Annotated in this window: 14 protein-coding genes; 8 read left to right on the forward strand and 6 right to left on the reverse strand. The window is 63.5% G+C overall.

Annotated features, from left to right (window positions below; all coding sequences use genetic code 11):
• The first annotated feature begins 420 nt into the window (after positions 1-420).
• The 7 genes from JQ611_RS39340 to JQ611_RS39370 all read left to right on the forward strand — a co-directional run bounded on the left by JQ611_RS39340 (position 421) and on the right by JQ611_RS39370 (position 6,738).
• Entirely contained in the window at positions 421-825 is a 405-nt protein-coding gene (locus tag JQ611_RS39340) for a hypothetical protein (RefSeq protein WP_212390408.1), read from the forward strand.
• Between the two features lie 331 nt (positions 826-1,156).
• Positions 1,157-1,432 (forward strand): DUF1153 domain-containing protein, encoded by a 276-nt coding sequence (locus JQ611_RS39345; RefSeq protein ID WP_002714638.1) that lies wholly within the window; start codon positions 1,157-1,159, stop codon positions 1,430-1,432.
• Between the two features lie 181 nt (positions 1,433-1,613).
• Positions 1,614-3,230, forward strand: a complete 1,617-nt coding sequence (gene fliF, locus JQ611_RS39350) for a flagellar basal-body MS-ring/collar protein FliF (RefSeq protein ID WP_212262739.1) — start codon at positions 1,614-1,616, stop codon at positions 3,228-3,230.
• Positions 3,231-3,236: 6 nt separating this feature from the next.
• Entirely contained in the window at positions 3,237-4,319 is a 1,083-nt protein-coding gene (gene fliG / locus JQ611_RS39355) for a flagellar motor switch protein FliG (RefSeq protein ID WP_212034367.1), read from the forward strand.
• Positions 4,319-4,948 carry a FliH/SctL family protein gene (locus JQ611_RS39360; protein ID WP_212262741.1) on the forward strand — a complete coding sequence of 210 codons (630 nt, stop codon included), beginning with the start codon at positions 4,319-4,321 and terminating at the stop codon, positions 4,946-4,948. Before fliG ends, JQ611_RS39360 begins: the two co-directional genes overlap by 1 nt.
• 10 nt (positions 4,949-4,958) lie before the next feature.
• The gene (gene fliN, locus JQ611_RS39365; RefSeq protein ID WP_212262743.1) at positions 4,959-5,309 is read left to right on the forward strand and encodes a flagellar motor switch protein FliN; all 351 of its coding nucleotides are present in this window, start codon (positions 4,959-4,961) and stop codon (positions 5,307-5,309) included.
• 49 nt (positions 5,310-5,358) lie between these two features.
• A complete protein-coding gene (locus tag JQ611_RS39370) occupies positions 5,359-6,738 on the forward strand; it encodes a sigma-54-dependent Fis family transcriptional regulator (RefSeq protein ID WP_212262745.1) in 1,380 nt (459 codons plus the stop codon).
• A gap of 79 nt (positions 6,739-6,817) precedes the next feature.
• On the opposite strand, the gene JQ611_RS39375 is transcribed toward JQ611_RS39370, so the two are convergent.
• Entirely contained in the window at positions 6,818-7,039 is a 222-nt protein-coding gene (locus JQ611_RS39375) for a hypothetical protein (RefSeq protein WP_212468610.1), read from the reverse strand.
• 279 nt (positions 7,040-7,318) lie between these two features.
• Between JQ611_RS39375 and JQ611_RS39380 the strand changes: the two genes are divergently transcribed.
• Positions 7,319-7,702, forward strand: coding sequence for a hypothetical protein (locus JQ611_RS39380; protein ID WP_212390411.1), 384 nt, complete (start codon positions 7,319-7,321; stop codon positions 7,700-7,702).
• Here the strand turns inward: JQ611_RS39380 and JQ611_RS39385 are convergent.
• Genes JQ611_RS39385 through JQ611_RS39405 form a run of 5 tightly spaced genes read right to left on the reverse strand, consistent with a single transcriptional unit; the run spans position 7,683 to position 12,126 of the window.
• A complete protein-coding gene (locus JQ611_RS39385) occupies positions 7,683-8,330 on the reverse strand; it encodes a flavin reductase family protein (RefSeq protein WP_212468594.1) in 648 nt (215 codons plus the stop codon). The genes JQ611_RS39380 and JQ611_RS39385 overlap by 20 nt on opposite strands.
• Positions 8,331-8,337: 7 nt before the next feature.
• Positions 8,338-9,183, reverse strand: a complete 846-nt coding sequence (locus JQ611_RS39390) for an ATP-binding cassette domain-containing protein (protein ID WP_212468595.1) — start codon at positions 9,181-9,183, stop codon at positions 8,338-8,340.
• Positions 9,184-9,206: 23 nt separating this feature from the next.
• A complete protein-coding gene (locus JQ611_RS39395) occupies positions 9,207-10,013 on the reverse strand; it encodes an ABC transporter permease subunit (RefSeq protein ID WP_192737553.1) in 807 nt (268 codons plus the stop codon).
• A complete protein-coding gene (ssuD, locus tag JQ611_RS39400) occupies positions 10,010-11,176 on the reverse strand; it encodes an FMNH2-dependent alkanesulfonate monooxygenase (protein ID WP_212468596.1) in 1,167 nt (388 codons plus the stop codon). Before ssuD ends, JQ611_RS39395 begins: the two co-directional genes overlap by 4 nt.
• Positions 11,173-12,126, reverse strand: coding sequence for a sulfonate ABC transporter substrate-binding protein (locus JQ611_RS39405; protein WP_212468597.1), 954 nt, complete (start codon positions 12,124-12,126; stop codon positions 11,173-11,175). Before JQ611_RS39405 ends, ssuD begins: the two co-directional genes overlap by 4 nt.
• Positions 12,127-12,152 lie beyond the last annotated feature (26 nt).

Here is a 12,152-nt window from a genome sequence, read left to right on the forward strand (position 1 = left end):
ACCCGTCCAACGTCCGTGACGACGGCCGACGCCCTTCTGAGTAGGACGGGATGGGCAGATATATGCCCCTGATTTTTATTCTGGTAAACAGAAATATTTTTTATTTCAGGACTTGACACGAATTCCGATAATCGGAACTGATTTGCCCGTCGGGTTGATTTGTCGCAGGCTGGCCGCAAGATTCCGCTTGCGCGCGAAGCGACGCACGTCGGTAGGGCGGATTGAGCCGAAGGCGTAATCCGCCGCACCGGTTACATACGCAAACGGGGTCTGTGCTATCAAACACTCTATATCGAATGATCGTCACGCGATCGACCAGCGGAGATTCTAGCGAAGATGATCACCTGACGATTACCTGGATGGCGGATTACGCCTTCGGCTCAATCCGCCCTACGAGTTCTGTGCGTCGATGGAACAAGAATGAAAGACTACATTGAGCTTTGGAAGCACAACGTCACTGCGCGCTGGGCGCAGACCGTTGAGTCTGGGATCGAGATCACTGGCGAGCGCAACAGGCGTCTAGGCCCGCTTTGGGAGTGCGCCAAGGTAACAATATACGTCGAACCATCGGATCATTTTGAGGTGGTTGATCTCGTGGAGAGCACCAGTAAAGCGCGGGAGGAGGGTTATCCGGACAGCTTCATATTCGGATTGCTCGATATGCTGATAACGTTGGAGCACGGTCCACTGATCAGAATTCGCGTGACGTTGAAGACCGCAGAGTATGATCCCATTAATTCAACGAGGAACGCGTATTGGCAAGCAGGGCGCGACGCCGGAAGGAAGCTAGCGGAGACCGTTAGCCGAAGCCGGCGCCACACCTGATCTCCAAGCGGATTGGAGCCGTAGGCGTAATCCGCCGCACGGTTACAACTCCAATAGGCTCAGAGCGGAGACCGCAGCGAACAGCCCAAATGGCGGATTACTCCTTCCATCTCGCTCGTGGAGTGACCGCCGATGTAGTCGGCTCCAATCCGCCTACCCCCCACTCCTCCTCCGCCCGGCCCTGCCCAGCCCCTCTCGCAGACGCCCCGCCGCCCCTGTTCCCGGCATATTCAAGGAGATTCGTATTGAACCCTTGAGCTTAGGCAAATTTTAAGTCGCACGGCGTAGGTTATTACCGTGAGTTCAGTGGTTGAGAGTTTGTGAGTACGCCATGACAGAACCCCATCGCCCGAGGGTAAAATACGTCATCGGGCCTGACGGAAGTCCATTAACAATTGCGGACCTGCCCGCGCCCGGCACCAAACGGTGGGTGATCCGCCGCAAGGCCGAAGTCGTTGCCGCGGTTCGCGGCGGCCTGCTCTCCCTCGAGGAGGCTTGCAGCCGCTACACGCTGACGGTGGACGAGTTCCTGTCCTGGCAGTTCTCCATCGATCAGCATGGCCTTGCAGGCTTGCGGACCACCCGCATCCAGCAATACCGGCAATAAACTCTCCAAACCGGAAGATTTGATGAAAACCGGCTTCGTTTTGCGAAGCTGGTTTTTTTCATGCCGAAACTTCCTCCACCGACTTTAACGGTCGTTAACCATATGGAAACCATCCCCTAGGCAATAATTGCCCAGTCGGTCCCCGGGTACGAATCTTGGGCCGAATCCCTGGGGGCGGTTGGTGCAAAGTCTCGTTGCTTTCCTGAGAGGCCTGGGCGCGTCGCGGCTGATGGCGATGATCGCGGTGACCGCAGCCCTGATCGGCTTCTTCGCGTTCGTCATCATGCGCGTCACGACGCCGCAGATGACCACCCTCTTCACCGACCTCACGGCCGAAGACTCCTCCAGCATCATCAAGGATCTGGAACGCCAGGCGATCCCCTTCGAAATGCGCAACGAAGGCGCCGTGATCATGGTGCCGAAGGACAAGGTGACGCGGCTGCGGATGAAGCTGGCCGAAGGCGGCCTGCCCAAGGGCGGCGGCGTCGGCTACGAGATTTTCGACAAATCCGACGCGCTCGGCACCACCAGCTTCGTCCAGAACATCAATCATCTGCGCGCGCTGGAGGGCGAACTCTCCCGCACCATCCGCGCCATCGACCGCATTCAGGCTGCCCGGGTCCATCTGGTGCTGCCGGAACGGCCGCTGTTCTCCCGCGAAATCCCGGAGCCGTCGGCCTCGATCGTGGTCCGGGTGCGCGGCAGCCTCGAACCCCAGCAGATCCGCGCCATCCGCCACGTGGTCGCTTCCGCCGTCAACGGCCTGAAGCCGCAGCGGGTGTCGATCGTTGACGAGGGCGGCCGGCTGCTCGCCGACGGCGCCAGCAGCAATCCCGAGGGCGCGAGCGGCGACGAACGCCGCACCGCCTTCGAGAAACGGATGCGCAATGAGGTCGAGGCGATCGTCTCCTCGGTGGTCGGCCAGGGCCGCGCCCGCGTCCAGCTCACCGCCGATTTCGACTACAACAAGGTCACCCAGACCTCGGACAAGTTCGATCCCGAAGGCCGCGTGCTGCGCTCCAGCCAGTCCCGCGAGGAATCGTCGGCGACCGCCGGAGACAGCGGCCAGGTCACGGTCAACAACGAACTGCCCGGCAACCAGGCCAATGCCGGCGTCCCGGCGCGCGACCAGAGCAAGAAGAGCGAAGAAACCAACAATTACGAGATTTCCCGCGTCACCAAGACCGAAGTCACCGAGGCCGGCCGGGTCAACAAGATCTCGGTCGCGGTGCTCGTCGACGGCGCCTACACCAAGAACGAAAAAGGCGAGATGGTCTATTCCGACCGCAGCAAGGAAATGCTCGACCGCATCGCCACCCTGGTTCGCTCGGCGATCGGCTTCGACCAGAAGCGCGGTGACCAGGTCGAGGTCGTGAACCTGCGCTTTGCCGAAGCCCCGTCGGTGCCCCCGGTTGCCGAGCCGACCGGACTGCTCGGCATGTTCCAGTTCACCAAGGATGACGTCATGTACGTCATCGAGCTTGGCGTCATGATGCTGCTCGGCCTCGTCGTGCTGTTCATGGTGATCCGCCCGCTGGTCAAGCGCATCCTGGCCGCCGAAGCCGTTCCCGCGCTGGCCGGCGGCGCCGCCGTGCCGGCGCTGGCCGACGGCACCGCCGAAGGCACGCCCGGCCAGGCCCTGATTCCCGCCGGCGGCGCCGCCGCCTTGATCGACGTCGCCCAGGTTCAGGGCCAGGTCCACGCCCAGGCCGTGCACCGGGTCGGTGAACTCGCCGAACGAAATCCGAACGAGACCGCCTCCATTGTTCGTCAATGGCTCAGCGAACCTGTCGAGTGACCTGACATGGCCGTACCGCAAACCACCAACGCCAACGACATCACCACCGTCATCTCGGCGCTGGCGAGCCGTCAGGCGACAAGGCCCAAGGGCAAGCCGCTGAGCGGCCCGCAGCGCGCCGCCATCCTGATGCTGGCGCTGGGCGAACAATATGGCGGCAAGGTCTGGGCACTGCTCGACGACGACGAGGTGCGCGAATTGTCGATCCACATGTCGACGCTCGGCACCGTCGAGGCCGACGTGGTCGAAGACCTGCTGCTCGAATTCGTCTCAAGGATGTCGGCCTCCGGCGCCCTGATGGGCACCTTCGACGCCACCGAACGGCTGCTGCAGCAATATCTGCCGGGCGAGCGCGTCACCGGCATCATGGACGAAATCCGCGGCCCCGCCGGCCGCAACATGTGGGAGAAACTCTCCAACGTGCAGGAAGAGGTGCTCGCCAACTACCTCAAGAACGAATACCCGCAAACCATCGCCGTGGTGCTGTCGAAACTGAAGCCGGAGCACGCCGCCCGCGTGCTGGCGATCCTCCCTGAGGATCTCGCGCTCGACGTGGTCGGGCGCATGCTGAAGATGGAAGCGGTGCAGAAGGAAGTCATCGAGCGCGTCGAACAGACGCTGCGGACCGAGTTCATGTCGAACCTGTCGCAGACCCGCCGCCGCGACGCCCACGAGGTGATGGCCGAAATCTTCAACAATTTCGACCGCCAGACCGAAACCCGCTTCATCACCTCGCTGGAAGAGGAAAACCGCGAATCCGCCGAGCGCATCAAGGCGCTGATGTTCACCTTCGACGATCTGATCAAGCTCGACTCCGCCTCGGCGCAGACGCTGATGCGCAACATCGACAAGGACAAGCTCGGCATTGCGCTGAAGAGCGCCAATGAGGAGGTCCGCAGCTTCTTCCTCGGCAACATGTCGTCCCGCGCCGGCAAGATGCTGCTGGACGACATGGCCGCGATGGGACCGGTGCGGCTCCGCGACGTCGACGAGGCGCAGGCGCTGCTCGTCAACCTCGCCAAGGACATGGCCGCCAAGGGTGAAATCACTTTGACCAAGAACCGCGCTGACGACGAGCTGGTGTACTGATGGCCGCGCCCGCAAAATTCCTGTTCGACATGGACTTCGGCGCGCCGGACAAGACGCGCGAGCGTCCTGCCACGCCTGCCGAGATCGCGCAGAAGATCGCCTCGGCCGAGGCCCGCGCCTATCGCGACGGCTACGAGGCCGCGCAGCGCGAGGCCAAGGCGGAAAGCGACCGCCGCGCCGCGCTGGCGCTGGAAGAGATCGGTATTGCGATCAAGGGCATCGCCTCGCGCTTTGGCGGCATCGAAGCGCGGATGGAGACCGAGGCGGTCGACGTCGCGGTCGCGGTGGCCCGCAAACTGTGCGGCGAACTGATTGCCGCCGAGCCGCTCGGCGAGATCACGGGACTGGTGGGCGATTGCTTCTCGCATCTGGTCGCGACGCCGCACCTCGTGGTCCGCATCAACGACTCCCTCTACGAGGCCGCGCGCGAAAAGATCGAGCGGCAGGCCACGCAGAGCGGCTTCGAGGGCCGGCTGGTGATCCTGGCCGAGCCTGATATTGCAACCGGCGACTGCCGGATCGAATGGGCCGACGGCGGCGTGGTGCTGGAGCGAGCCGCCATCGAAGCCAAGATCAACGAACTTGTCGGGCGCTACATGGCGTCCCGCGATCAGGCCGGAAGGCCGTGAGGACTGAACCATGAGCGACACTGACACACATGTCCCGCTGCAGGACCTCAACGCCGCCAGTGCCGAGCCTGCGGATGACCTGGCCTACAATGAAGACGAACAGGCCTCGCGCATAGCGGCCGACCTGGAGGCCGTGTTCGACGTTCCGGTGCAGGTCTCGGCGGTGCTCGGCCGCTCCAAGATGGACGTTGGCGAGCTGTTGAAGCTCGGCCCCGGCACCGTGCTCGAACTCGACCGCCGCGTCGGTGAAGCGATCGACATCTACGTCAACAACCGGCTGGTGGCGCGCGGCGAAGTCGTGCTGGTGGAAGACAAGCTCGGCGTCACCATGACGGAAATCATCAAGGCGGAACGCACCTAAAACAACGGCACGCGCATAAGCGGCGCGAACAGACGAACAGGAGACTATGATGCGGCTTCTCATCGTTGGCACATTGAAGGGCCAGCTCACCACGGCCACCAAGATCGCGATGGACAACGGCGCTTCGGTGACCCACGCCGAGACGATCGAACAGGCGATGGCGGTGCTGCGCGGCGGCAAGGGCGCCGACCTGATGCTGGTCGACGTCGCGCTCGATATCCGCGATCTGGTGATGCGGCTCGAGGCCGAACACATCCATGTGCCGATCGTGGCCTGCGGCATCTCCAACGACGCCCGCGCCGCGGTCGCCGCGATCCACGCCGGCGCCAAGGAATACATCCCGCTGCCGCCCGATCCGGAACTGATCGCCGCCGTGCTCGCCGCCGTCGCCAACGATTCCCGCGACCTGATCTATCGCGACGAGGCGATGGGCAAGGTCGTCAAGCTGGCACAGCAGATCGCGGGCTCGGACGCCTCGGTCATGGTCACCGGCGAGTCCGGCACCGGCAAGGAAGTGCTGGCGCGCTACGTCCACACCCGCTCGGCCCGCGCCAAGCGGCCGTTCATCTCGATCAATTGCGCGGCGATCCCCGAGCACCTGCTTGAATCCGAACTGTTCGGCCACGAAAAGGGCGCCTTCACCGGCGCGGTGGCGCGGCGTATCGGCAAGTTCGAGGAAGCCACCGGCGGCACGCTGCTGCTCGACGAAATCTCCGAGATGGACGTGCGGCTGCAATCGAAATTGCTGCGCGCGATCCAGGAGCGCGTCATCGACCGCGTCGGCGGCACCAAGCCGGTCCCGGTCGACATCCGCATCATCGCGACCTCGAACCGCAACCTGGCCGACGCCGTGCGCGAAGGCACCTTCCGCGAGGACCTGCTGTTCCGGCTCAACGTCGTCAATCTGAAGATCCCGGCGCTGCGCGACCGGCCGGCGGATATCATCGAACTGGCGCACCATTTTGCGAAGAAATATTCCGAAGCCAACGGCGTGCCGCTACGCCCGATCTCCAGCGACGCGCGGCGGGTGCTGACCTCCAACCGCTGGCAGGGCAACGTCCGCGAGCTGGAAAACACCATGCACCGCTCGGTGCTGATGGCGCAGGGCGACGAAATCGGCGCCGATGCGATCCTGACCCCGGACGGCGACCGTCTCGACCTTGCCAAGACCGCACCGGCCGTGGCGCATGCCACCTTCGCCGCCGAACAGGTGACCCGCGCGCTGGTCGGCCGCACGGTGGCCGACGTCGAACGCGACCTGATCCTGGAGACGCTCAAGCATTGCCTCGGCAACCGCACCCACGCGGCCAACATCCTCGGCATTTCGATCCGCACGCTGCGCAACAAGCTGAACGAATATGCCGACGGCGGAATCCCGATCACGCCGGCCGGCGCCGGCGACTATCAGCGCTTTGCCGCGGCGGGCTAGCCGAAGCGCCATCACCGTCATTGCGAGCGAAGCGAAGCAATCCATCGTGCCGCAACGGCAGTATGGATTGCTTCGTCGCTTACGCTCCCTTGCGCAAACGCCTTGCGTTTGTCGCAGGCAATGACGCCAGAATTTGCGAACCCCGCCGCGAATAACTCGGTGCGTCCGGCTTGCGGAAGATGTGGATGGGATCGCCGGGCTGCAGATCGCGCCCGGTGAAGACCGCATAGGCGTAAAGCGCGAGATAGCCGATCGCAAGCGCGCCGACGCCGTAGAATGCCCAGATCGCGATACGTTTCATCGGGTTACACGCCGCATTGGACCAGACGCACGGCGTGGCGCTGGCGAAACGACTGCGTCGGTAAGACGATTTGCAGGAGCTTGCGTACCAAGGCACGATATCCCAATCGGGAGGAAAACGACTCCAAGGCTTCTAATCCCTGCGCGCGCTGAAGGCCATGGCCACGACCAGTCCGCGCCGGTCCGCCGTCACCAAATTTTCACATTTTCCGGTCCGCGATTCCATTTGCCTTGCTCAACCTTTTGTTGATAGATTTCTATCAGGCAACGGGAGAGCGATATGACCATATATGCGCAGACGAGCGGGACGCAGTCGACAACGTCCGATTCGTACGTACCGATTCCCGGGCTCACCTTCAGCATTCCGGAAGGCGTCGGCACTTCCGCGTTGATTATCCTGAACTTGCCCTATGTTTACGCCGAGGGTCCAGCGTCCCCTGGCGGAATCTTCGGCATCGCGATCAATGGCGCCGTGTCGCCGGTCGTGGGAGGATTCACGAGCGGCACGCCAGTCGTACCTAACACCGGCCGCGTACCAACCACGCTGATCGTCAACATACCGTTGGCCGGTGCAGCGCAAACCATTACCGCTCTGTGGCGAGGTGTGCGTGGCAGCACAGTGATCATCGACTCACCGGCGAGCCTCAGCGCGATCCTGAACTAGACCGGCTGACATTATCGCGAGCGGCTCGCGGCGGTGGCAGGCTGACCTCTGCCAGCCTGACCGCATCCTCGTTCTGATCGATCGCGACATACTGGCCCTGCCAATAGGCCAGCGCCGCGGTGCGGGTCGAGAGCTGCAGGTCCAGCACGCGGCCGATCAGAATGGCATGGGAATGCCGCTCGACGATTTCCTCCACCTCACAATCGATCGCGGCCAGTGCGCCCACCAGCAGCGGCACGCCCGAAGCGCGCGTCGTCCACTCCGCGCCGGCAAACCGCTCGGCGCCCTTGAGCCCGTCCTTGCCGGCAAAGCGCTCGGCGACATCGATCTGGTCCGACGTCAGGATATTGACGCCGAAGCAGCCGTACCGCTGCACGAGCGGCCATGAGGACGCGTTCCGGTTGACGCTGACGATCAGCGCCGGGGGATCGACCGAGAGCGACGACACCGAGGTCACCGTCATGCCCGAAATGTCCCGGCCGCGCCCGGCCGTGACGACGCTCACCCCGCCCGTCAACTGTCGCATGGCGCCGCGGAAATCGTCTGACGAAACCTCTTGGGAAACCGCGCGGGAAACCTCTTGGGAAACCTGACAGTCGATCGCGATATGGCGGACAACGGAGTTCATGATGGCCTCACAGGTCGGAGGTGTCCTCGGTGCCTTGCAGCAGATTCTTCAGGATCGAGCCTTCCAGCGCGGCGAGTTCCGCCGAACCCCGACGCCTCGGGCGCGGGATATTGACGTCAATGTCATGCGCGATGCGGCCGTCCTCGATCACCAGAACGCGGTCGGCCAGTGCCACGGCCTCGGCGACGTCGTGTGTCACCAGGATCGCGGTGAAGCCCTGATCCTGCCAGACCCGCTCCAGCAGCCGCTGCATCGAAATCCGCGTCAACGCGTCAAGCGCGCCGAGCGGTTCGTCGAAGGCCAGCACGCGCGGGCGGCTGACCAACGCACGCGCCAGCGCCACGCGCTGCTTTTGCCCGCCGGAAAGCACCGCCGGCCATTGTGCCCGTTTGTCGTCAAGGCCGACTTCGACCAGCGCGCTGTCGGCGCGGGCCTGCGCGTCCGGCGAGGTCCGCTCCCGGCCGAGGCCGACCTCGACGTTCGACAGCACCCGGGCCCAGGGCAGCAGCCGCGGCTCCTGAAACATCACGCGAACGTCTTCCGCGCGCGTTTCCTCGCCAAAACTGATGGTACCCGCGGTAATCGTTTCAAGGCCCGCGATCAGCCGCAGCAGCGTACTCTTGCCGCAACCGCTACGGCCGACGATGGCGACGGACTGCCCTGCCGGAATGCGCAGGTCGATGCCGCGCAGCACCTCGTTGGCGCCGAACGATTTGCGCAATCCCCGGATCGTCAGCGAAAGCCCGCGCAACAGGGCGTCCGCATCCCGCCGCAACAGCCGCGCCTGCTTGACGAACTCGGGCTGGTCCACGGCTTCGGCATCCGCGGGGCGAAAACGAAGAGCTTCCTGCATTTCAATCCTCAAAAGTTTCTGCCTCAATGTTTCTGGAAGGCCGGATGCCAGGACAGCGTCAGCCGCTCCAGCGCGCGTGAAGCGCTGTCGGCAAGCTTGCCAAGCAACGCGTAGATCAGGATGGAGAGCACCACGACGTCGATCAGCATGAATTCGCGCGCCTGCATCGCCATGTAGCCGAGGCCGGACGACGCCGCGATGGTTTCCGCCACGATCAAGGTCAGCCACATGATGCCGAGCGCAAAGCGCAGGCCGACGAAGATCGACGGCAACGCGCCCGGAAAGATCACCCGGCGGAACAATTCGCCGTCGGTCATGCCGTAAATGCGGCCCATCTCGATCAGCTGCGGATCGACGGTGCGGATGCCATGCAGGGTGTTGAGGTAGATCGGAAAGAACACGCCGAGCGCGACCAGGAACAGTTTTGCCGACTCATCGATGCCGAACCACAGGATGACCAGTGGGATCAGCGCCAGATGCGGAATGTTACGCACCATCTGCAACGTCGTGTCGGTCAATTTGCTCGATAGCTGCGACAGGCCGTTGGCGAGGCCGAAAGTAAAGCCGATGCTGCCGCCGATCAGGAATCCGACGCTGGCACGCCAGAAACTGACCCAGATATTGCGCACCAGTTCGCCTGACAGCAGCAGCTTCCATCCAGCCAGCGCCACATCGCTCGGCGCCGGCAGCACCCGCGCCGAGACGAAGCCGGTGACGCAGGCCACCTGCCAGAGCAGGATGATCGCAAGCGGCACGATCCATGGAATGAGGCCGTCGGCCCGCGGCAGGCGCAGGCGTCGGACACGCGGAAGACTTTCGATCAGACTCATGATTGCGATGCCTTGACGAGGGGACGATGTTCGTTGGCGATGGTCTCGCCGAACGGACCGGTATTGACGCGGATCGGCGTCACATTGTTCGGCTGCTTCAGCGACAGCAGCGGAAACACCAGTTCGGCGAAGCGATAGGCTTCCTCCAGATGCGGATAGCCCGACATGATGAAGGTATCGATGCCGACATCCTGATATTCGCGGATTCGCGCCGCCACCGTCGTGGGATCGCCGACCAATGCCGTCCCTGCCCCGCCACGCACCAGACCGACGCCGGCCCACAGGTTCGGGCTGATCTCGAGCTTGTCACGCCTGCCGCCATGCAACTGCGCCATGCGCTGCTGGCCGACCGAATCCATCCGGGAAAATATCTTCTGCGCCGAGGCCACCGTCTCGTCGGTGACATGCTGGATCAATTCATCCGCCGCCTTCCAGGCCTCCGCATTGGTCTCGCGGACGATCACATGCAGCCGAATGCCGAACGAGAGTTTTCGCCCGCGCGCCTCCGCGACCGCCTTCACGCGGTTGATCTTCTCGGCCACCTGCGCCGGCGGCTCGCCCCAGGTCAGATATTTGTCGACGGTGTCGACGGCGACATCGATGCCGGCGTCCGACGATCCGCCGAAATACAGCGGCGGCCGCGGCGACTGCACCGGCGGAAACAGCAGACGGCCATCCTCGATGCGGATGTGCTTGCCTTCGACATTGACGGTCTTGCCCGCGAGCAGGTCGCTATAGACGTTGAGGAACTCGCGCGTCACGGCGTAGCGCGCGTCGTGATCGAGGAATATCCCGTCGCCCTTGTTCTCGACGGGGTCGCCGCCGGTGACGACGTTGACCAGCAGCCGCCCGTTCGACAACCGGTCGAGCGTCGCGGTCATGCGCGCGGCGACGCTCGGCGATTGCAGGCCGGGCCGTACAGCCACCAGATAGCGCAGCCGCTCGGTCCAGGGCGCGACGGCTGACGCCACCACCCAGGAGTCTTCGCAGCTTCGCCCGGTCGGCAGCAGCACGCCGTAATAGCCGAGCTGGTCCGCAGCCTGCGCGATCTGGCGCAGATAATTGAAGTTCACCTCGCGCCCGCCGGTGGTGGTGCCGAGATAGCGGCCATCGCCATGGGTCGGCAGGAACCAGAGGATATTGGCGTTCGATTGGTTGCTCATGAACCCGGCCTCCGTGCCACGTCGGAAATCTTGATCTGTTTGGGAATGAGACCGAGCGCGAAGAACGCGTCGGCGACCTGCTGCTGATCGGCGATCACGCTGTCGGTGATCGGCTTGATGCCGTAGGACTGCCGCTTCAACGCGACTTCAACGACGGGTACCGGAAGCCCGATCGCCGGCGCCAATTGCTCGGCGACGGTGTGAATGTCGCCCTTCGCCCAATCGTCGACTTCGCTGAGTTGGGCCAGCACGAGATCGACGATTTTCGGGTCGGCGCCAATGAACTTCTTCGAGGCGAAATAGAACTGATAGTTCGAAACGATGCCGGTGCCGTCGGCGAGCGTCCGCGCGCCGGTCGCAGCTTCGGCGGCGGCCTGGAACGGATCCCAGATCACCCAGGCATCGACCGCACCGCGTTCGAACGCCGCGCGCGCATCGGCCGGCGCCAGAAACACCGGCTCGATCTCCGAGTATTTGACACCAGCCTTCTCCAGCGCCTTCACCAGCAGATAGTGAACGTTGGAGCCCTTGTTGAGCGCAACCTTCTTGCCCTTCAAATCGGCAACTGAAGTGAGCTTGCTGTCCTTCGGCACCAGGATGGCTTCGCCCTTCGGTGCCGGGGGCTCATAGGCGACATACTGGATCGGCGCGCCCGCGGTCTGCGCGAAGATCGGCGGCGCTTCGCCGGTGTTGCCGAAATCGATGGCGCCGACATTAAGCGCCTCGAGCAGCGGCGGCCCGGAGGGAAATTCCGTCCATACCACCTGATAACCCGCGGCCTTCAGCTTGCCTTCGAGTGTGCCCTTGCTCTTGAGCAGCACCAGCTTGCCGTATTTCTGGAAGCCGATGCGGACGACCTTGTCCTGCCCGTAGCTGAGGCCAACCGTCGAGCCGACGATGGCGAGAGACAGCATGGCGCTCGCGATCAGGCGTTTGATGAAACGCTTCATGATGAAATCCTCTGCGTTGAATGGAA

Source organism: Bradyrhizobium sp. AUGA SZCCT0182, assembly GCF_018130185.1.
Lineage (GTDB): Bacteria > Pseudomonadota > Alphaproteobacteria > Rhizobiales > Xanthobacteraceae > Bradyrhizobium.